Genomic DNA, 17,743 nt, shown 5'->3' on the forward strand with positions numbered 1-17,743 from the left:
AAGGAGCCCACACAGCATGTCCAAGATCAAGCCGGCCAAGGGCTCCCCTTACGCCCGCATCCTCGGTGTCGGCGGCTACCGCCCGATCCGTGTGGTGCCCAACGAGGTCATCCTCGAGACCATCGACTCGTCCGACGAGTGGATCCGTTCCCGCTCCGGCATCGCGACCCGGCACTGGGCCTCGCCGCAGGAGACCGTCGCCGCGATGTCGGTGGAGGCCTCGGGGAAGGCGCTGGCCGACGCCGGTGTCGCCCCGGAGCAGATCGGTGCCGTGATCGTCTCGACGGTCTCGCACTTCAAGCAGACCCCGGCCGTCGCGACCGAGATCGCGCACCGGATCGGCGCGGGCAAGCCCGCGGCCTTCGACATCTCCGCGGGTTGTGCCGGTTTCGGCTACGGCCTGACCCTGGCCAAGGGGATGGTGGTGGAAGGCTCCGCCGAGTACGTCCTCGTCATCGGCGTGGAGCGGCTCTCGGACCTGACCGACCTGGAGGACCGCGCGACGGCCTTCCTGTTCGGTGACGGTGCCGGCGCCGTGATCGTCGGTCCCTCGGACGAGCCGGCCATCGGCCCCACGGTGTGGGGTTCGGAGGGCGACAAGTCCGAGACGATCAAGCAGACCGTGCCGTGGGACGAGTACCTCGGCAAGGACGGCGGCGAGAAGTTTCCGGCCATCACCCAGGAGGGTCAGGCGGTCTTCCGCTGGGCCGTCTTCGAGATGGCCAAGGTGGCCCAGCAGGCGCTCGACGCCGCCGGGATCACCGCGGACGACCTGGACGTCTTCATTCCGCACCAGGCGAACATGCGGATCATCGACTCGATGGTGAAGACTCTGAAGCTGCCGGAGCACGTCACGGTCGCCCGTGACGTGGAGACCACCGGCAACACCTCGGCCGCCTCGATCCCGCTCGCTATGGAGCGGCTCCTGGCGACCGGAGCGGCGAAGAGCGGCGACACCGCGCTCGTCATCGGCTTCGGGGCGGGACTCGTCTACGCCGCGACGGTCGTTACCCTCCCCTAGGGCCGGGATCCACATCCCACCCTGTTCCACATCAGTCAGCTAGAGAAGGAGCGCCACATGGCCGCCACGCAGGAAGAGATCGTCGAGGGTCTCGCGGAGATCGTCAACGAGATCGCCGGTATCCCCACCGAGGACGTCGCGATCGAGAAGTCCTTCACCGACGACCTGGACGTCGACTCGCTCTCCATGGTCGAGGTCGTCGTCGCCGCCGAAGAGCGCTTCGACGTCAAGATCCCGGACGAGGACGTCAAGAACCTCAAGACGGTCGGCGACGCCGCTGACTACATCCTGAAGCACCAGGCCTGAGCCTGACGAGCGTTTGTCGCCACCTGGCGGTGGCGCCGTGACAATTCAGCACCCCCTGAGACGTGGAGAAAGAATTCCTGTGAGCCCGACCAATCGCACCGTGGTCGTCACCGGTATCGGCGCAACCACTCCGCTGGGTGGCGACAGCGCTTCGACCTGGGAAGGTCTGCTTGCCGGCCGTTCCGGCGTCAAGCCCCTGGAGGGCGAGCGTTTCGCCGAACTCCCGGTACGCATCGCCGCTCGGGCCGCCGTCGACCCGAGTGAAGTCCTGCCCCGGCCGCTGGCCCGCAAGCTGGACCGCTCGGCGCAGTTCGCCATCATCGCGGCCCGTGAGGCTTGGGCCGACGCCGGTTACACCACCCCGGCCGGCGAGGAGACGGAAGAGGGCGCCTTCATCGCGCCCGAGCGTCTGGGCACCGTGATCGCCTCCGGCATCGGCGGTGTCACCACCCTGCTCGACCAGTACGACGTCCTGAAGGACAAGGGTGTGCGCCGGGTCTCCCCGCACACCGTTCCCATGCTCATGCCGAACGGCCCGTCGGCCAACGTCGGCCTGGAGGTCAACGCCCAGGCGGGCGTGCACACTCCGGTCAGCGCCTGCGCGTCCGGTGCCGAGGCCATCGGCTACGCCGTCGAGATGATCCGTTCCGGCCGCGCCGACGTGGTCGTCGCGGGCGGCACCGAGGCGGCGATCCACCCGCTGCCGATCGCCGCGTTCGCCAACATGATGGCGATGTCCAAGAACAACGAGAACCCCGAGCAGGCCTCCCGTCCGTACGACAAGGCCCGTGACGGCTTCGTACTGGGCGAGGGCGCGGGCGTCGTCGTCCTGGAGTCCGCCGAGCACGCCGCCGCGCGCGGTGCCCGGGTCTACTGCGAGGTGCTGGGCCAGGGTCTGTCCGCGGACAGCCACCACATCGCGCAGCCGGAGCCGACCGGCCGCGGTGTCGCGGCCGCGGTCCAGAACCTGCTCGACAACACGGGTCTCGACCCGGCCGAGCTGGTCCACCTGAACGCGCACGCCACGTCGACCCCGCAGGGTGACACGGCCGAGCTGAAGGCCCTGCGCAAGGTACTGGGCGACGACCTCGACCACATCGCGATCTCCGCGACCAAGTCGATGACGGGTCACCTGCTGGGTGGCGCCGGCGGTATCGAGACCGTCGCGACCGTGCTGGCGCTGTACAACCGGCTGGCCCCGCCGACGATCAACGTCGACGAGCTGGACGAGGACATCGACGCGGACATCGTCGTCGGCGAGCCGCGCAAGCTGCCGGCCGACGGCCCGATCTCCGCGATCAACAACTCCTTCGGCTTCGGCGGCCACAACGTGACCCTGGCATTCCGCACGGTCTAGTACGTCCGAGCTACGCGAAAGGCCCACCCGGTGAATCCGGGTGGGCCTTTCGCGTGCCCGGTGGTCAGACCACCTGGTGGAGCCAGCGGACCGGGGCGCCCTCGCCCGCGTAGCGGAAGGGCTCCAGTTCGTCGTCCCACGGCTTGCCGAGCAGCTTGGCGATCTCCGCCTCCAGGTCGGTCTCGCCGCGCGCGGACCGGGCGAGGGCGGCGCGCAGCCGGTCCTCCGGGATCAGGATGTCGCCGTGCATGCCGGTGACGGCGTGGAAGATGCCGAGCTCCGGGGTGGAGCTGTAGCGCTCGCCCTCGGCGGTCGGGCAGGGTTCCGCGGTCACCTCGAAGCGCAGCAGGTGCCAGCCGCGCAGCGCGGAGGCGAGTTTCGAGGCGGTGCCCGCTTCGGCCTGCCAGGAGAACTCGGCTCTCCAGGTGCCCGGGGAGGCGGGCTGTCTGATCCAGTCGAGGTTCACCCGCACCCCGAGCACGCCCGCAACAGCCCATTCCACGTGCGGGCAGAGCGCGCGCGGTGCGGAATGCACGTACAGAACTCCACGTGTCGTCACCGGGACCTCCAGTGTGGGACGAGGTCGGGAATAAACTCCAGAAAACGGACAGTATGTGACGTGATGTAATGTAACGGAAATTATTTGACATTGCGCTACGGGACCTGCGGCCGAAACGCCACGGGAAAAAGCTACCGTGCGTCAGGGGTCATGGTGTGACGTACGGTCGCTCCAAGACCCGTAAACACAGAGCTTTCACTCAGCAGGACCCCCCGAACGATGAGGGGACGACAAAGAGGGGCCCTTCCCATGCGCACCACCGTTCCGCACCGCCGCGCGCGCCGCCGTGCGCGCCGGACGCTCGCGGGCGCGGGCGCGGCGGTCGTCCTGCTGGCCGGGGCGGCCACCGGGTGCAGCTCGGGCGGGTCGGGCGAGCAGGGCGGCGAGCGCGGGGCGCAGAGCGCACCGCGCTGGAACACGAAGCCCACCTCGATCGCCGCGGTCGGCGACTCCATCACGCGGGGGTTCGACGCCTGTTCGGTGCTGGCCGACTGCCCGGAGGTCTCCTGGGCCACCGGGAACGACCCGGCGGTCCACTCCCTGGCGGCCCGGCTGCTCGGGGACGCCGAGGTGCCCGCCCGGAGCTGGAACTACGCGGTGACCGGCTCGCGCATGGCGGACCTGCCGGCCCAGCTGGCCGGGGCCGCCGCGCACAAGCCCGACCTGGTCACGGTCATGGTGGGCTCGAACGACGCCTGCCGGCCCACGGCTTCGTCGATGACCCCGGTGGCGGAGTTCCGGTCCGGATTCGAGAAGGCGATCGCGGACCTGCGGGCCGCCTCCCCCGCCTCCCAGATGTACGTCTCCAGCGTGCCGGACCTGCAACGGCTGTGGGAGCAGGGCAAGGATCTGCCGATGGTGCGGCAGATCTGGAAGCTGGGCATCTGTCAGTCCATGCTCGCCGACCCGCTGTCGGCGGCCTCGGGGGCGACGGCCCGGCGCGAGCAGGTGCGGGCGCGGGTGGTGGAGTACAACGAGGTGCTGCGCGAGGTCTGCGGAAAGGATCCTCTGTGCCGCTACGACGGCGGCGCGGTGTTCCAGTACCCCTTCGCGGCGGATCAGTTGAGCCGCTGGGACTGGTTCCATCCGGGCAAGGACGGGCAGGCGCGGCTCGCGGAACTGGCGCACCGCCAGGTGACGGCGGCCGAATCGCCGCGTTGACGCCCCGGCGCGCGCAGGATCCGGGGGCGGGAGTCAGGGCCCGCCCCCGGACCGGTTCTCAGGGGTGATTTCCGGCCATACGGCGTGTCACGCGAGGTCGAGCGTCGCGGTCAGCCGGGTGTCACCGTGCGAGTGGCTCGCGCGGACCTCGTAGGTGCCGCCGATCCGCTGCCAGCCACGGGCCTCCTCGTCCCAGATCTCGAAGGCCCGGGCGGGCAGGGCGATCTCGGTCTCGACGCTCTCCCCGGGGCCCGCCGTGACGCTCCCGAAGGCGGCCAGCCAGCTCGCCGGACGCTCCACGCCGTCCCGCTCGGGCGCCAGGTAGACCTGGACGACCTCGCGGCCGGGGCGCGCGCCGGTGTTGGTGAGGCGGACCCGCACCGTGTCGGAGGTGACCTCCAGGGAGTCGTACGTCCAGTCGGTGTAGCCGAGTCCGTGCCCGAAGGGGTAGCCGGGGGTCACGCCGTGCTTCTCGTACGCCCGGTAGCCGATGAAGAGCCCCTCGCCGTACTCCAGTCGCCCGTCGGTGGGGACGACCTCGGTGACGGGCGCGTCCGCGAACCGCGCGGGCCAGGTGGTGGGCAGCCGCCCGCCCGGCTCCGCGTCGCCGAGGAGTACGTCGGCCAGCGCGGCCCCGCCCTCCTGCCCGGGGAACCAGGTCAGCAGGACGGCGGCGACGTCCTCGCGCCAGGGGAGTTCCACCGGGGAGCCCGCGTTGACGACGACCACGGTGTTCGGGTTGACGGCGGCGACGGCGCGCACCAGGTCGTCCTGGCGACCCGGGAGGGCGAGGTCCTGGCGGTCGAAGCCCTCGGACTCCACGCGCTCGGTGGTGGCGACGACCACGACGGCGGTGTCGGCCTCGCGCGCGGCGGCCACGGCCTCGGCGATCAGCTCGTCGGCGTCGCGCCGCGGGCCGAGGTGGAGCAGCGAGAACATGATCGCCCGGAGCGGCAGCGCGGACATGTCGGGAACCTGGAAGGTCAGGGACACCTCGACGGCCTCGCCCTCGGTGAGGGTGAGGCGGGCCCGCTCGCTGGGGGCGCCGAAGAAGGCCTCGAAGGGGTCGGCCTCGTTGCCCATCTCCTGGACGCCGCTCCACAGGGTCTCGCCGCCGACGGCCAGGGCGAAGGCGCCGAGTCCGCGGGTGCCGAAGGCGTGCTCGCCGCTCTCGCGCGGCACGAACGTACCGCGCACCTCGATGCTCGCCATGGTCTCGTACGTGACCCCCGCGGGCAGGTCGTCGCCGATCCACTGGACCTGGCCGGAGGGCAGGCCGCCCTCGCCGAGGACGGTCCCGGAGGCGTCGCGGCAGACGGCGTGGAGCTCGAAGCCCTGGCCGGCGGCGGTGAGCTCGTCGGAGGGGTCGGCGCCGACGCTGTAGGTGAGGGCGCCCTCGGGGAGGGCGGCGGTGAGACCGTCCAGCGGGGCGATCAGCCGTTCGGGGAAGACGGTGGCGCTGCCGCCGCCGAGGACGCGGGCGTCGCGGGCCGCCGCGCCGGAGAGGGCCACCGTGCCGCCGGCGGCCGCGTCGAGCGGCAGCACCCCCTCGTTGCGGACCAGGACGAAGCCGCGGGCGGCGAGCTCGCGGGCCAGCGCCTGGCCGTCGATCGCGGCCGGGGCGTCCGCCACGACGGCGGGGGCACCCTCCAGGACGCCGACGCGGGCGGCGAGGCGCAGGACGTTGCGCACGGCTTCGTCGACGACGGACTCGGGGACCCCGCCGTTGCGGACGGCCTCGGCGAGGGCGGGGCCGTAGACGGTGGTGGGGCCGGGCATGGCCACGTCCAGGCCGCCCAGGATGTCGCCGGTGGTGGAGCGGGCGGCCATCCAGTCGGAGACGTTGCAGCCGTCGAAGCCCCATTCGGCGCGCAGCACCTCGTTCACCAGGTACTGGTGCTCGGTCATGGTGGTGCCGTTGACCTGGTTGTAGGCGGTCATGATGCCCCAGGGGTGGGCATTGGCGACGATGGCCTCGAAGGGCGCCAGGTACAGCTCGCGCAGCGGGCGCGGGGCGATGACGCTGTCGACGGTGAACCGGTCGGTCTCGGCGTCGTTGCCGACGAAGTGCTTGACGGTGGTGCCGACCCCGCCGTCCTGGACGCCGTTCACATAGCCCGCGCCGACGACACCGGTGAGGTACGGGTCCTCGGAGTAGCACTCGAAGTGCCGGCCGCCGAGCGGGGAGCGGTGCAGGTTGACGGTGGGTGCGAGGAGGACGTGCACGCCCTTGCGGCGGGCCTCCTGGGCGAGGAGCCGGCCGGCGCGGCGGGCGAGCTCCGGGTCCCAGGCGGCGGCGAGCGCGGTCGGGGACGGCAGGGCTACGGACGGGTCGTCGGCGGTCCAGCGGACGCCGCGGACCCCGATCGGGCCGTCGGAGAACACCAGGGACTCCAGCCCGATCGCGGGAACGGCGGGCAGGGCCCACATGTCCTTGCCTGCCAGCAGCCGGGCCTTGGTGTCGAGGTCCAGTTTGCCCAGTGCCGCCTCGACGGCGTCGTTGCGTATCTGATCACGGACCTGATCGGCATCGGTCACGGCCGAGCCTCCTCGTTGAGAGCGGTGCGGTTGCGCGGTGCGGCGCGGTGCGGTGCCCCCATCGTGAACCCGTTGCCTGTTGAACGGTAGGGTTCGTGATGTGTTCGTGATATTTGGATGCCGTACGGTCCAGTGGGCAGGGCACAGCACGTGAACGGGAAGGGGTGCCGGGCCGATGGTCAGGGCGAGGAGCGAGGAGCGCCGCGGGGAGATCGTCCGCGCGGCCGTCGAGGTCATCGCGGAGCGCGGCTACCGGGGCGCGTCCCTGGCCACCGTCGCCGAACGCGTGGGCCTGACCCAGCAGGGGCTGCTGCACTACTTCCCGACCAAGGAGGCGCTGTTGGTCGCGGTGTTGGAGGAACGCGACCGGTGGGACACGGGCGGCGGCTCGCGCGCCGCGGCCGACACCTGGCGCCTGGACCTGCTGGCCTCGCTGGTCGAGTACAACGCCATGCGCCCGGGCATCGTGCAGACCTTCTCGGCGCTGCTGGGCGAGAGCGTCACCGACGGGCACCCGGCCCGGGAGTTCTTCACCGAGCGCTACGCGCAGGTCCGCGGGGAGATGGCGGCGGTGCTGCGCGCCGAGTTCGGCGACCGCCTGCCCTCGGGTCTCACCCCGGAGCAGGCGGCCCCGCTGCTGACGGCGGTCATGGACGGACTCCAGTACCAGTGGCTGCTCGCCCCCGAGTCCGTGGACATGCCCGCCGCCTTCCGGGCCTTCCTGACCCTGCTGCGGGGGCCGGACACCGCCTAGTCGATCTGGAGTTCGCCCATCCGGCTCCAGCCGTTCGCACCCTCGATGGTGGTGCTGACGATCTCGGGCGTACGGGTCACCATCGGCCGCATGGTCTCCAGCGCGGCGCGGAAGTGCTCCGAAGTGACGTGTGCCTCGGCGGCGTCGTCCTGGAAGGCCTCGACCAGGACGTAGGTGTCCGGCTCCTCCAGGCTGCGCGACCACTCGAACCAGAGGTTCCCGGGTTCGGCGCGGGTGGCGTGGGTGAAGGGCGCGACCTTGTCGGGCCACGCGTCGACGTATTCGGGCTTGACGGGGAATTTCACCACAATGAAGATCACACAGGCATTTTATGCAGGTTGATCCGGGCCGTGGGCGAAGCCCCGCCCCGCCGCCCGGGCGGGTCGGGCGCGGAGGGCGGAGAGGTGCCGGTCGGCCAGGTCCGGACGGGACGTCAGCGCGGCGTGCACCGACTCCAGGACCGGCAGCGCCGCGTGGGCGGTGGCCAGGGACACGTCCTTCGCGGCCAGGGAGACCGGGAAGTGCGAGGCCTCGGCGTACGCACGGGCCACCGCGCCCGCCACCCTCGCCTTCCTGGCCCTGCTCGTGGAGGTCGCCGCCGGGCTGACATCCTGACCCGGTGAAGATCGCCGCAGCACAGCTGACCTGCACCCCCGCCGATGTCCGGGCCAATGTCACGCAGGCCGCGGACCTCGCCGCCCGGGCCCGCGAACAGGGCGCCGAACTGGTGGTGTTCCCCGAGCTCGCGCTCACCGGCTACGAACTCGACGCGCTGGCCGCCGACCCCGGCCTGTGGACGGCCGCCGACGACCCCCGGCTGGATCCGCTGCGCTCCGCCGGGATCGCCACCGCGGTGAACGTCGCCCTGCCCACCGGCGGCCCGCGCCCCGCGATCGCGACGCTGGTCCACGACGCGGACGGCACGCACGTGACGACGTACGCGAAGCAGCACCTGTACCGGCACGAGCGGGAGGTCTTCGAGCGCGGCGAGGGCGACGGGCGCTTCGAACTCGGCGGGATCCGCTTCTGCCTGGGCATCTGCTTCGACAACCACTTCCCCGAACTTCCCGGCCGGGGCGCCGCCGACGGCTGCCGGGTGCACCTGGCGAGCTCCCTGTACGGGACGGGCGACGGGATCCACGAACGCGCCACCGTGTACCCGGGGATCGCGCGGGAGCACGGCCTGTACGTGGTCCTCGCCAACCATGTCGGCCCGGCCGGCCGGTGGACCGGCTGCGGCCGCTCGGCCGTGTGGGCCCCCGGCGGCGCCCTGCTGGCCGAGGCGGACGACCGTACGCCCGCGGTGGTGACGGCCTCGGTCGTGACGGCCGCGGTGTGATGAGGTGGGCGCCATGAGCGACTTCGAGACGATCACGGTTCCGGAACGCCTCCACGGATATCCGGGGGTGGCCTTCGGCGGCTACGTGGCGGGCGTACTGGCCGCCCGCGCCGCCGCGAAGGACGTACGGGTGGACTTCCGGCGGCCCGTGCCGACCGGGGCACCGGTACGGCTCGCCGCGACCGCCGACGGCGGCTGCGAGCTGACGGACGGCGAACTGCTGCTGGCCGCGGCCACCCCGGTCGAGGCGCCCGCCCCGCCGTGCCCCGAAGCCCCGTCCTGGGACCGGGCGGTGGCGGCTGCCGAGGCCTTCCGGGCGGACCCGCCGGACGGTCAGGCCGACTGCTTCGGCTGCGGCCTGGAACGGACGCCCGCCACCGGGCTGCGCCTGCACTGCGGTACGGTGCCGGGCCGCGAGCTGGTCGCCGCCGCGTGGACGCCCGCGCTCGAACTGGGCGGCCCGGACGGACTGCTGCCGCCCGAGCTGGTGTGGGGCGCGCTGGACTGCCCCGGGAACGCGGCCGGGCGACTGCTCGACGGCCGCGGGGCCGGGGCGGTCACCGCCTCGCTCGGCGCGCGGCTGCTGCGGCCGGTACCGGTGGGCGAGGGGCTGATCTCCTACGCCTGGATGGGGTCGGCGGCGGGCCGCAAGTACACCGTGGGCACGGCCCTGGCCACGGCCGACGGCGAACTGTGCGCCGTCGCCGAGGCGCTGTGGGTCCAGCCGCGCACGTAGGTCACGCGGTGCCGGCCAGCAGGTGCTTGCCGCCCCATGCCCCCAGGGGCTTCAGGGCCGCGTTCAGGTCCTGGCCCAGCGGGGTCAGGGAGTACTCGACGCGCGGCGGGACCTCCTCGTACACCTCGCGGTGCACGATGCCGTCGGTCTCCAGCTCGCGCAGCTGGGCGGCGAGCACCTTCTCCGAGATACCGGGGACGAGCCTGCGCAGTTCACCGAACCGGCGCGGGCGCTGGTCCAGCTCCCACAGGAGCGACACCTTCCACTTGCCGTCGATCACGGACATCGCCGCGGCGATCCCGCAGTGATCCGCACCGGGCCTTCGTGCCACCGCCATCGCGCACCCTCCCCACCTGCTCGCTCACCTCGGGGTAACCACCCACTCCGAAGTGCGTACTTGAGCGCTCCACCGCCTGCCACCAGGCTAAACGTCATGACTGACACCCACACCCACACCCACACCCCACCGCGGCTCTCCCTCAGCCTCCTCGGCCTCGGCGACATGGGCACGGCCCTCGCCCGCACCTGGCTCGCCGCCGGGCACTCCCTGACCGTCTGGAACCGCACCCCCGCCAAGGCCGGGGCACTGGCCGCCGAAGGGGCGTCCGTCGCCGCGAGCTCGGCCGACGCGGTCGCCGCGAGCGCGCTGGTCGTGGTCTGTCTGCTGGACGACACCAGCGTCGGCGCAGCCCTGGACGGCATCGACCTGACCGGCAAGGACCTCGTCAACCTCACCACCGGCACCCCGGCCGAGGCCCGCGCCCGCGCCGCCTGGGCCGAGGAGCGCGGCGCCCGGTACCTGGACGGCGGGATCATGGCCACGCCGACGATGATCGGCGCCCCCGGGACCGGCGGGTACGTCTTCTACAGCGGCTCGCGCGCGCTCTTCGACAGCCGCCGAGCACTCCTGGAGGTCCCGGCCGGGTCCCGCTTCGTCGGCGAGAACCCCGGGCACGCGGCCCTGCACGACGTGGCGCTGCTCAGCGCGATGTGGGGGATGTTCGCCGGCGTCTCGCACGCCTACGCGTTGATCGAGGGCGAGGACATCGCCCCGAAGGACCTGGCCCCGCTGCTGTCCGAGTGGCTCGGCGCGATGGGCTTCTTCGTCGGCAACGCCGCCGAGCGGCTGACCTCGCGGGACTTCACCTCGGGGGTGGTGTCCAACCTGGCCATGCAGGTCGCGGGCAGCGGCACCATGCTGCGCACCGCCGAGGAGCAGGGCGTCAGCGCCGAGCTGGTCACCCCGTACGTGGACCTGCTGCGCCGGCGGCTCGCCGCGGACCCGGCCGCGCACGGCGGGGAGGACACGACGGGGGCCGTCCTGCTGCTGAAGCGGTAGCCGGCCCGGGCCGGGGCGTTACGAGTACGCGGGTGGCGGCGGACCGAAGCCCGCGGGGGAGGTCTCGGCGGCCGGAGCCTCGTCGGTCCGCATGAGGTCGCGCGCCATGAGGGTGGCCCCCGCCACCGCGCCCGGCATCAGGAACACCGCGACCAGCGGCACCAGGAACGCCAGCACCAGGGGCACCCCGAAGCCCAGCACGAGCAGCCGCCGCGAGCGCATCAGCTCCAGCCGGTCGGGCAGCTCCACCTTGCGCCGCTGCAGGGCGACGGCGGTGAGCTCCTGGGTCAGGAAGTACCCGGAGACGCAGAAGCCGAGCACCGGGATCACCGTCTGGCCGATCACCGGGACGAAACCGAGGGCGAAGAGCACGATCCCGTACAGCAGCACCCGCAGGAGCACCTTCACGCTGTCCCGGGCCGAGATCCACAGCTCCAGCCAGAGCGGGAGCCCGGACTGCGGCACCTCGCCGCCCTCGCTGCGGTCGACCTGCTCCGAGAGGGACTCGTAGAAGGGCTGGCCGATCAGCAGGGTCACGGCGGTGAAGGTGATCACCGCGACGAAGAGCCCGAGGCCGAAGAACAGGGCGGTCAGGAAGCCGCGGAAGAGCGAGAGCCAGGGCGAGGACCAGTCGTCGGCGAAGGGGGTGGCCCAGGCGGTCAGGTCGTCGGCTCCGTAGCCGAGCCCGATCAGGGCGCCGACGTAGAGGACGAACGCCACGAGCCCGGGCAGCAGCCCGAAGCCCAGCCACCGGCCGTGGCCGAACACCCATCGCTGTCCGGCCAGCAGATACCGGAAGCCCCCCGCAAGATCACGCATGGGGCCAGTTTACGGCGAAGGCCGCACCCCGGTGGGGGTGCGGCCTTCGCGCTGCGAGCGTCGGATCAGACGGCGAGCTCGACGGTGATGTTGCCGCGGGTGGCCTTCGAGTACGGGCAGACCTCGTGGGCCTTCTCGATGAGGTCCTTGGCGGTGGCGGCGTCCACGTTCGGGATCACGGCGGAGATCTTGACGATGAGGCCGAAGCCGTCGTCGTTCTTGCCGATGCCGACCTCGGCGGTGACCGTGGAGCCGGAGATGTCGGCGTTCACGTTCTTCGCGACGACGCCCAGGGCGCCCTGGAAGCAGGCGCTGTAGCCGGCGGCGAACAGCTGCTCCGGGTTGGTACCGGCGCCGCTGCCACCGAGCTCCTTCGGCGGGTTCACGACGACGTCGAGCTGGCCGTCGTTGGTGGCGACGCGACCGTCACGGCCGTTCTCGGCGGTGGCGACAGCGGTGTAGGCGACGTCGGACTGCTGGATGGACATAAAGGAAAATCCTCCTGGTAATCGCCGTGAGTCGCGCCCACGATCACGACGGTGTGCAGTGAGCCTAACCGGTGAAAGAAACGATCATCTTTCCGGTGTTCTCGCCGCGCAGCATGCCGAGGAAGGCGGAGGTGGCGTTCTCGACCCCCTCGACGACCGTCTCGTCGTACCGCAGCTCACCGGAACGCAGCCAGCCGGCGACGTCCTGGACGAACTGCTGCTGCAGCCCGTTGTGGTCGTTGACGAGGATGCCCTGCAGGCGCAGGCGCTTGCCGATGACCTGCATCAGGTTGCGCGGACCGGGCGCGGCCTCGGTGTCGTTGTAACCGGCGATCGCGCCGCACAGGGTGGCCCGGCCGTTCACCTTCATCGAGGAGATGGCGGCCTCCAGGTGGTCACCGCCGACGTTGTCGAAGTAGACGTCGATGCCCTCGGGGGCCGCGGCCGGCAACTGCTCGGCGACGGGGCCGTTCTTGTAGTTGAAGGCGGCGTCGAAGCCGTACTTCTCCGTGAGCAGCGTCACCTTCTCGTCCGAGCCGGCGGAGCCGATCACCCGGGAGGCACCCTTGATCTTGGCGAACTGGCCGACGAGGCTGCCGACGGCACCGGCGGCGCCGGAGACGAAGACGGAGTCGCCCTTCTTGAAGGAGGCGACCTCGAAGAGTCCGGCGTAGGCGGTCAGGCCCGGCATGCCGAGGACACCGAGGTAGGCGGAGAGCGGGGCGAGCGAGGCGTCCACCTTGACGGCGTGCGCGGCGTCGAGGTCCGCGTACTCGCGCCAGCCGAAGGGGTGCAGGACGTGCTCGCCGACGGCGAAGCCCTCGGCGGAGGAGGCGACGATCTCGCCGACCGCGCCGCCCTGCATCGGCTCGTCCAGCTGGAAGGGCGGAATGTACGACTTCGCGTCGTTCATTCGGCCGCGCATGTAGGGGTCCACGGACATGTACAGGTTGCGCACGAGGATCCGGCCGGCGGCGGGCTCGGCGGACACGGGCACCTCGCGCAGGGCGAAGTCCTCGGCGACGGGCCAGCCCTGCGGGCGACGGACGAGGTGCCACTCGCGGCTGACGGCGGGGATCTGAGACATGCGGCGCTCCTGGTCAGAACGAAATTGCTTCACTAGGTGAAACAACCATGCGCCTAGATATTTCATGTTGTCAAGTAAATGGGTACGCTGGTTCCATGCCCAGTCGTCGCGTAGACCCAGTGACCATCGAAGTCGTCGAGCTCATCGGCGACGTCGTGGCCAGGTACCACATGGAGTACGAGCACGCGGCCGCCAGCCACCAGCTCACCGGCGCCCAGGCCAAGGTGCTGAACATGCTCTCGCTGGAGCCCATGCCGATGCGACGGATCGCGCTGAAGCTGCGGTGCGAGCCCTCGAACGTGACCGGCATCGTCGACCGCCTGGAGACCCGCGGCCTGGTCGAGCGCCGCCCGGACCCGGCCGACCGCCGGGTGAAGCTGGCCGCCCCCACCGAGGAGGGCACGCTGACCGCGGAGCGGCTGCGCGAGTCGCTGGACTTCGCCCGCGAACCGCTGGCCGGGCTGTCCGTGGAGGAGCGGACGGTCCTGCGGGACCTCCTGCGGCGCATGCTGGCCTGACCGGGGGCCACCTGCTCATGGTCGCCACTGCCCCGCCCGCGCACGACGGCGCCTCGGCGGTGCCGTCGCTCCAGGAGCGTCCGCTCCTAGAACCAGCAGAAGATCCAGCAGTCCTTGGTCGGCGAGGGGGCCGGCGTCGGGGACGGCGGGGGCGGGGGAGCCTGGGTGCTCGCGGAAGCGCTCGGTGAGGGCTTCCCCGACGCGGTTCCCCGTACGGTCGGCCCCGGGCCGGGAGTGCGGGAGGCCGGGCCCGATGTCTCGGGCGCGGGGGCGGACGAGGTCGGACCCGGCTGCGTGGCGTCCCCGGAAGGCGCCGCGGCCCCGGCCGTCTTCGTACCCGCGACGGTGGCCTTCGCCGTGACCTTCGCGGGTCCCTTCGGCGCGCCGGCCGTCGGGGCGTCGGGCACCGGGGCGGGCTGCTGCGGACCGTCGTCGGTCAGCACCACGTTCGAGGCCCGGTCGGTGCGCTCTCCCTCGGTGGCCATGCGGGCCACCGCCATCGAGCCCCCGACCGCGATCAGCAGGCCGAGCGAGAGCGACAGCACGGTCCGGCGGCGGCGCCGGTGCGTGGCCCGACGGCGGGCGCCGGGGCGCCGCTCGTTCGACTCGGACAGCACGACGAGCGAGTCGGCGAAGACCTCGGCCAGTGCGGTCGGAGGTCCGGAATACGGCGTCTCGGCAACGGGCGCGGCGGGCGGCGCGGCACCGGACGCGGCGGGTATCAGGTACTCGGCGGGGGTTCCGCATCCGGCGCACGCCAGTGCGCCGTTGAGGTGCCTCCGGCATGCGTGGCAGTAGTTCATGGCGCCCGCAGGCTACGTGGTCTGCGGCAACATCCGGATCCCGAGAACGTAAGGATCCTGTGTGGAATGGTTTCCGGCATGACATCTTTCGGGCCGAGCGGATTCCAGTTGGTGCTGTTGCGGCGGATGGCCGACTTCCAGCCGGACCTCGCCGACGAGGCCCGCCGCAGGCTGGGCGCCTCGCTCGCGGACCAGCGGGAGGCGAACAAACGCTGGCAGGCGATGGTCCGCTCGCCCCGCTCCCGCGGGGCGCTGGCCCGCTACCGCTCGGTGCTCGGCCCGCCGGAGTCCGCCGAGCACCGCACGATCGGGGATCTGGAGTGCGAGGCCCTGCTGTGGCCGCTGCCGCTCTGGCCGGACCTGCGCTTCGAGGTGCTGGCCGCGCCGGACGGGGCGGTGTGGAACGAGTGGCTGGTGCGGGCCCCGGGGGCGCGGGGGCCCGTACTGGAGTCGCCGGACGATCTTCGGCCCTGGTCGGCAACGGTGGACGAGGTGGCGCGGGCCTTCGCCCCGGTCCGGCCGATGGAAGGCACCGCGCCGACCCGCTGGCGCCTGGCCTTCGCCGCGCGGGGGCGGCCCTGCGTGGCGGAGTTCACCTACGGCCTGCTCCAGCGGTTCTCCCTGGAGGAGACGGCCTAGCTGCCGAGGAAGGCGCGGACTCCGGCCGAGGTGCCGTCGTCGCCGAGCAGGTCGTTGTGCTGGAGGCAGCCGACCGGCGTGTTGGTGGCTCCGGTCAGCGGGACGCTGTCGTCCGGGTTGACGATCTCGTCGCAGGTGGACCAGAAGGTCGCGTACTTCACCGCGCCCGGGGTCTCGTCCCCGCTGTTCAGGTTCTTCACCACGTACGACCCGGGGGTCATGTCCCGGCACGCCTGGTCCCACAGCGCGCAGGCCCAGGCGGTGGAGGTGCCGCGGTTGGGTCCGGCGAGCGAGACCCAGTGGTCCACGGCGGCCGCGCCGCCGCCGAACTTCACGTACCAGCGGCTGACCAGCGAGCCGAAGGAGTGCGAGACGACGTCGACCTCGGCGGCGCCGGTCTCCCGGCGGACCTGGTCGACGTACGCGCCGAGCCGCTCGGCGAGGACCTCGTTGACGGACCGATGGGTGTCGTAGCCGAAGGAGAAGAGCTCCGCGTCCGTGTACCCGGCGGCGCGCAGGTCCGCGCGCAGCGCTCCCCAGACACCCGGATCGGCGTTGTAGCCGTGCACGAGGACCACCGGGTGACGGGAGGCGGCCCCCGCGACGGAGGCCCGCGCCGGGGAGGCCGCCGGCAGCGCGAGGCACAGCGTCAGGAGCGCCAGGACTACCGGCAGGGTGAGGAGCGCAGGGAGGGGCGGGAGTACCTGCAGTCTCTGTCGGGCCGTCAGCATCAGGTCCCCTTTACCTTGTTACGCGTGAGTAGCGCGTGCGGTGCGGGCATGGTGCTGCCTGTCGGTACAGAAATCCACCCCCATGCAGCCGCGACGCACCCCCCGGCCGGAGCATCTCAACGGGGCATGAGACCGAATTGCCCGCGATGATATGAAAAGTGACCGACATTCCGTCGGTCCTCTTGCGTCAGCGCTCTCGGGAGGATCTGCCGTGACCGTCAGTCTTGAGCAGTTGCGCCGCTGCCACGTCGCCGTCGACCTGGGGGCGGCAAGGACCCGCGTGTACGTCAAGGGCGCCGGCCTCGTGGTCGACGAACCCAGCGTCGCCGCGGTCAACACGCGCACCGGCGCACTCATCGCCGTCGGCTCCTTCGCCGAACGGATGACCGGCCGCACACCCGACTACATCCGGGTCGTCCGCCCCGTCTCCGGTGGCACCGTCGTCGACATCGAGATGGCCCAGCGGATGCTGCGTCACCTCCTCGGCGAGAAGCTGCGGCGCGCCCTGCGGCGCAAGCCGCGACTGCGGGCCGCCGCCTGCACCCCGCACGACGCGGACCCGCTCGCCCAGCGGGCCACCGTGGAGACCCTCGTCGGACTCGGAGCCCGGCGTGTCGAACTGGTCGACACCCTGATCGCGGCGGCCGTCGGCTGCGGACTCCCCGTGGAGCAGCCGACCGCGACGATGATCATGGTGTGCGGGGCCGCGGCCACCCAGGTGGCCGTCCTCTCCCTCGGCTCCATCGTCACCGCCCAGCGGATCCCGGTCGGCGGCGAGGCCATCGACCACGCGGTCGTCCAGCACCTGCGCCACGCGCACGAGCTGATGCTGCCCAGCCAGGCCGTCCGGCCGCTGCAACTGGCCCTCCACGGCAACGGCCTCACCGCCGAGGGGCCGGCCTCCACCCTGATCCACGGCCGCGACGTGGCCACCGGACTGGCCCGCTCCGTCCACGTGGACACCGCGGCCGTACGGGACGCCATCCACACGCCGCTGACCGCCGTCCTCGACGGCATCGGCAAGGTGCTGCGGGACTGCCCGCCGGACCTGGTGGCCGATCTGACGGACCGGGGAATCATGATGGTGGGTGGCAGCGCCCTGCTGCCGGGCCTGGACCAGATGCTGCGGGACGCCACCGGAATGCCCGTCGCCATCGCGGAACGGCCGGACGTGTGCGCCGTACTCGGTCTCGGCGCGATGCTCGAAGGGAAGATCGCCCCCATGGTTCTCAACCCGCTGGCCGAATGAGGCCCCAGGAGCCGAGAGAAGCCCAAGAGCCCGACACGCCGGACGAGCCCGGGGAGCCCAAGGGGCCCTGGGAGTCCGGGGAGCCCGACGAGGAGGCGGCGCGCCTTCCGGTGCTGCTGGAAGCCGTCCTCGACGTCGGGTCCGAGCTGGAACTGCACAGCACCCTCCAGCACATCGTGGACTCGGCGGCCGAGCTGTGCGCGGCCCGGTACGGAGCGCTCGGGGTCGCCGGGGGCTCCGACACGCCGAGCCGTTCCCGTACGTCCGCCACCGCGCGCGGCAGTACCTCCAGGAACGCG

Annotated in this window: 21 protein-coding genes and 1 pseudogene; 12 read left to right on the forward strand and 10 right to left on the reverse strand. The window is 72.0% G+C overall.

Going from position 1 to position 17,743, the window contains the following annotated elements; all coding sequences use genetic code 11:
- Positions 1 to 16 precede the first annotated feature (16 nt).
- The 3 genes from AB8A24_RS22685 (at position 17) to AB8A24_RS22695 (ending at position 2,684) form a co-directional block, all read left to right on the forward strand.
- On the forward strand, positions 17 to 1,021 hold the full coding sequence (locus AB8A24_RS22685; protein WP_328963475.1) for a ketoacyl-ACP synthase III: 1,005 nt from the start codon (positions 17 to 19) through the stop codon (positions 1,019 to 1,021).
- 57 nt (positions 1,022 to 1,078) lie between these two features.
- On the forward strand, positions 1,079 to 1,327 hold the full coding sequence (locus tag AB8A24_RS22690) for an acyl carrier protein (protein WP_030009997.1): 249 nt from the start codon (positions 1,079 to 1,081) through the stop codon (positions 1,325 to 1,327).
- Positions 1,328 to 1,406: 79 nt separating this feature from the next.
- Positions 1,407 to 2,684 carry a beta-ketoacyl synthase gene (locus AB8A24_RS22695; RefSeq protein WP_030715428.1) on the forward strand — a complete coding sequence of 426 codons (1,278 nt, stop codon included), beginning with the start codon at positions 1,407 to 1,409 and terminating at the stop codon, positions 2,682 to 2,684.
- Between the two features lie 64 nt (positions 2,685 to 2,748).
- On the opposite strand, the gene AB8A24_RS22700 is transcribed toward AB8A24_RS22695, so the two are convergent.
- Complete coding sequence (locus tag AB8A24_RS22700) at positions 2,749 to 3,243, reverse strand: DUF3145 domain-containing protein (protein WP_030160508.1); 495 nt, start codon at positions 3,241 to 3,243, stop codon at positions 2,749 to 2,751.
- A 249-nt stretch (positions 3,244 to 3,492) separates the two neighbouring features.
- On the opposite strand from AB8A24_RS22700, the gene AB8A24_RS22705 reads away from it, so the two are divergent.
- On the forward strand, positions 3,493 to 4,404 hold the full coding sequence (locus AB8A24_RS22705) for an SGNH/GDSL hydrolase family protein (RefSeq protein WP_369477357.1): 912 nt from the start codon (positions 3,493 to 3,495) through the stop codon (positions 4,402 to 4,404).
- 87 nt (positions 4,405 to 4,491) lie between these two features.
- Here AB8A24_RS22705 and AB8A24_RS22710 read toward each other — a convergent pair whose 3' ends face one another.
- Positions 4,492 to 6,942, reverse strand: a complete 2,451-nt coding sequence (locus tag AB8A24_RS22710) for a beta-glucosidase (protein WP_369477358.1) — start codon at positions 6,940 to 6,942, stop codon at positions 4,492 to 4,494.
- A gap of 175 nt (positions 6,943 to 7,117) precedes the next feature.
- Between AB8A24_RS22710 and AB8A24_RS22715 the strand changes: the two genes are divergently transcribed.
- Complete coding sequence (locus AB8A24_RS22715; protein WP_030715436.1) at positions 7,118 to 7,696, forward strand: TetR/AcrR family transcriptional regulator; 579 nt, start codon at positions 7,118 to 7,120, stop codon at positions 7,694 to 7,696.
- Here AB8A24_RS22715 and AB8A24_RS22720 read toward each other — a convergent pair.
- On the reverse strand, positions 7,693 to 8,016 hold the full coding sequence (locus tag AB8A24_RS22720; RefSeq protein WP_030715439.1) for a putative quinol monooxygenase: 324 nt from the start codon (positions 8,014 to 8,016) through the stop codon (positions 7,693 to 7,695). The genes AB8A24_RS22715 and AB8A24_RS22720 overlap by 4 nt on opposite strands.
- Before the next feature lie 9 nt (positions 8,017 to 8,025).
- Complete coding sequence (locus AB8A24_RS22725) at positions 8,026 to 8,259, reverse strand: hypothetical protein (protein WP_369477361.1); 234 nt, start codon at positions 8,257 to 8,259, stop codon at positions 8,026 to 8,028.
- A gap of 56 nt (positions 8,260 to 8,315) precedes the next feature.
- Between AB8A24_RS22725 and AB8A24_RS22730 the strand changes: the two genes are divergently transcribed.
- A complete protein-coding gene (locus AB8A24_RS22730) occupies positions 8,316 to 9,035 on the forward strand; it encodes a carbon-nitrogen hydrolase family protein (RefSeq protein WP_369477363.1) in 720 nt (239 codons plus the stop codon).
- Positions 9,036 to 9,048: 13 nt separating this feature from the next.
- Entirely contained in the window at positions 9,049 to 9,771 is a 723-nt protein-coding gene (locus AB8A24_RS22735) for a PaaI family thioesterase (protein ID WP_369477365.1), read from the forward strand.
- Position 9,772: 1 nt separating this feature from the next.
- Here the strand turns inward: AB8A24_RS22735 and AB8A24_RS22740 are convergent, their stop codons facing one another.
- Positions 9,773 to 10,108 carry a helix-turn-helix domain-containing protein gene (locus tag AB8A24_RS22740; protein ID WP_328963467.1) on the reverse strand — a complete coding sequence of 112 codons (336 nt, stop codon included), beginning with the start codon at positions 10,106 to 10,108 and terminating at the stop codon, positions 9,773 to 9,775.
- A gap of 96 nt (positions 10,109 to 10,204) precedes the next feature.
- Between AB8A24_RS22740 and AB8A24_RS22745 the strand changes: the two genes are divergently transcribed.
- Positions 10,205 to 11,110, forward strand: coding sequence for an NAD(P)-binding domain-containing protein (locus tag AB8A24_RS22745; RefSeq protein WP_369477367.1), 906 nt, complete (start codon positions 10,205 to 10,207; stop codon positions 11,108 to 11,110).
- Between the two features lie 18 nt (positions 11,111 to 11,128).
- Here AB8A24_RS22745 and AB8A24_RS22750 read toward each other — a convergent pair whose 3' ends face one another.
- The 3 genes from AB8A24_RS22750 to AB8A24_RS22760 all read right to left on the reverse strand — a co-directional run bounded on the left by AB8A24_RS22750 (position 11,129) and on the right by AB8A24_RS22760 (position 13,504).
- Positions 11,129 to 11,929, reverse strand: coding sequence for an EI24 domain-containing protein (locus AB8A24_RS22750; protein WP_328963465.1), 801 nt, complete (start codon positions 11,927 to 11,929; stop codon positions 11,129 to 11,131).
- A 65-nt stretch (positions 11,930 to 11,994) separates the two neighbouring features.
- Positions 11,995 to 12,417 carry an organic hydroperoxide resistance protein gene (locus tag AB8A24_RS22755; protein WP_202201684.1) on the reverse strand — a complete coding sequence of 141 codons (423 nt, stop codon included), beginning with the start codon at positions 12,415 to 12,417 and terminating at the stop codon, positions 11,995 to 11,997.
- Positions 12,418 to 12,481: 64 nt separating this feature from the next.
- Positions 12,482 to 13,504, reverse strand: coding sequence for an NADP-dependent oxidoreductase (locus AB8A24_RS22760; RefSeq protein ID WP_328963464.1), 1,023 nt, complete (start codon positions 13,502 to 13,504; stop codon positions 12,482 to 12,484).
- A 95-nt stretch (positions 13,505 to 13,599) separates the two neighbouring features.
- On the opposite strand from AB8A24_RS22760, the gene AB8A24_RS22765 reads away from it, so the two are divergent.
- A complete protein-coding gene (locus tag AB8A24_RS22765; RefSeq protein WP_109778770.1) occupies positions 13,600 to 14,022 on the forward strand; it encodes a MarR family winged helix-turn-helix transcriptional regulator in 423 nt (140 codons plus the stop codon).
- Between the two features lie 86 nt (positions 14,023 to 14,108).
- On the opposite strand, the gene AB8A24_RS22770 is transcribed toward AB8A24_RS22765, so the two are convergent.
- Positions 14,109 to 14,825: a hypothetical protein gene (locus tag AB8A24_RS22770; protein ID WP_328963463.1), complete on the reverse strand. Its 717-nt coding sequence runs from the start codon at positions 14,823 to 14,825 to the stop codon at positions 14,109 to 14,111.
- A 78-nt stretch (positions 14,826 to 14,903) separates the two neighbouring features.
- Between AB8A24_RS22770 and AB8A24_RS22775 the strand changes: the two genes are divergently transcribed.
- A complete protein-coding gene (locus AB8A24_RS22775) occupies positions 14,904 to 15,464 on the forward strand; it encodes a hypothetical protein (protein WP_328963462.1) in 561 nt (186 codons plus the stop codon).
- On the opposite strand, the gene AB8A24_RS22780 is transcribed toward AB8A24_RS22775, so the two are convergent.
- Positions 15,461 to 16,195, reverse strand: coding sequence for an esterase/lipase family protein (locus AB8A24_RS22780; protein ID WP_369477371.1), 735 nt, complete (start codon positions 16,193 to 16,195; stop codon positions 15,461 to 15,463). The two genes, AB8A24_RS22775 and AB8A24_RS22780, sit on opposite strands and share 4 nt — an antisense overlap.
- A gap of 211 nt (positions 16,196 to 16,406) precedes the next feature.
- Here AB8A24_RS22780 and AB8A24_RS22785 point away from each other — a divergent pair, with 211 nt between their 5' ends.
- Positions 16,407 to 17,444 carry a rod shape-determining protein gene (locus AB8A24_RS22785; protein WP_030715469.1) on the forward strand — a complete coding sequence of 346 codons (1,038 nt, stop codon included), beginning with the start codon at positions 16,407 to 16,409 and terminating at the stop codon, positions 17,442 to 17,444.
- A pseudogene (locus AB8A24_RS22790) lies at positions 17,441 to 17,743 on the forward strand (hypothetical protein); the annotation flags it as partial. The gene AB8A24_RS22785 and the pseudogene AB8A24_RS22790, both read left to right, overlap by 4 nt.

It is taken from the genome of Streptomyces sp. BF23-19 (genome assembly GCF_041106355.1).
Classification (GTDB): domain Bacteria; phylum Actinomycetota; class Actinomycetes; order Streptomycetales; family Streptomycetaceae; genus Streptomyces; species Streptomyces virginiae_A.

What these genes read in the sequence shown, in the direction of transcription:
- AB8A24_RS22755 (WP_202201684.1), bottom strand. Translation starts at nt 12,417, where the DNA reads ATGTCCATCCAGCAGTCCGACGTCGCCTACACCGCTGTCGCCACCGCC.
- AB8A24_RS22715 (WP_030715436.1), top strand. Translation starts at nt 7,118, where the DNA reads ATGGTCAGGGCGAGGAGCGAGGAGCGCCGCGGGGAGATCGTCCGCGCG.
- AB8A24_RS22770 (WP_328963463.1), bottom strand. Translation starts at nt 14,825, where the DNA reads ATGAACTACTGCCACGCATGCCGGAGGCACCTCAACGGCGCACTGGCG.
- AB8A24_RS22750 (WP_328963465.1), bottom strand. Translation starts at nt 11,929, where the DNA reads ATGCGTGATCTTGCGGGGGGCTTCCGGTATCTGCTGGCCGGACAGCGA.
- AB8A24_RS22780 (WP_369477371.1), bottom strand. Translation starts at nt 16,195, where the DNA reads ATGCTGACGGCCCGACAGAGACTGCAGGTACTCCCGCCCCTCCCTGCG.
- AB8A24_RS22765 (WP_109778770.1), top strand. Translation starts at nt 13,600, where the DNA reads ATGCCCAGTCGTCGCGTAGACCCAGTGACCATCGAAGTCGTCGAGCTC.
- AB8A24_RS22745 (WP_369477367.1), top strand. Translation starts at nt 10,205, where the DNA reads ATGACTGACACCCACACCCACACCCACACCCCACCGCGGCTCTCCCTC.
- AB8A24_RS22740 (WP_328963467.1), bottom strand. Translation starts at nt 10,108, where the DNA reads ATGGCGGTGGCACGAAGGCCCGGTGCGGATCACTGCGGGATCGCCGCG.
- AB8A24_RS22735 (WP_369477365.1), top strand. Translation starts at nt 9,049, where the DNA reads ATGAGCGACTTCGAGACGATCACGGTTCCGGAACGCCTCCACGGATAT.
- AB8A24_RS22775 (WP_328963462.1), top strand. Translation starts at nt 14,904, where the DNA reads ATGACATCTTTCGGGCCGAGCGGATTCCAGTTGGTGCTGTTGCGGCGG.
- AB8A24_RS22690 (WP_030009997.1), top strand. Translation starts at nt 1,079, where the DNA reads ATGGCCGCCACGCAGGAAGAGATCGTCGAGGGTCTCGCGGAGATCGTC.
- AB8A24_RS22705 (WP_369477357.1), top strand. Translation starts at nt 3,493, where the DNA reads ATGCGCACCACCGTTCCGCACCGCCGCGCGCGCCGCCGTGCGCGCCGG.
- AB8A24_RS22685 (WP_328963475.1), top strand. Translation starts at nt 17, where the DNA reads ATGTCCAAGATCAAGCCGGCCAAGGGCTCCCCTTACGCCCGCATCCTC.
- AB8A24_RS22760 (WP_328963464.1), bottom strand. Translation starts at nt 13,504, where the DNA reads ATGTCTCAGATCCCCGCCGTCAGCCGCGAGTGGCACCTCGTCCGTCGC.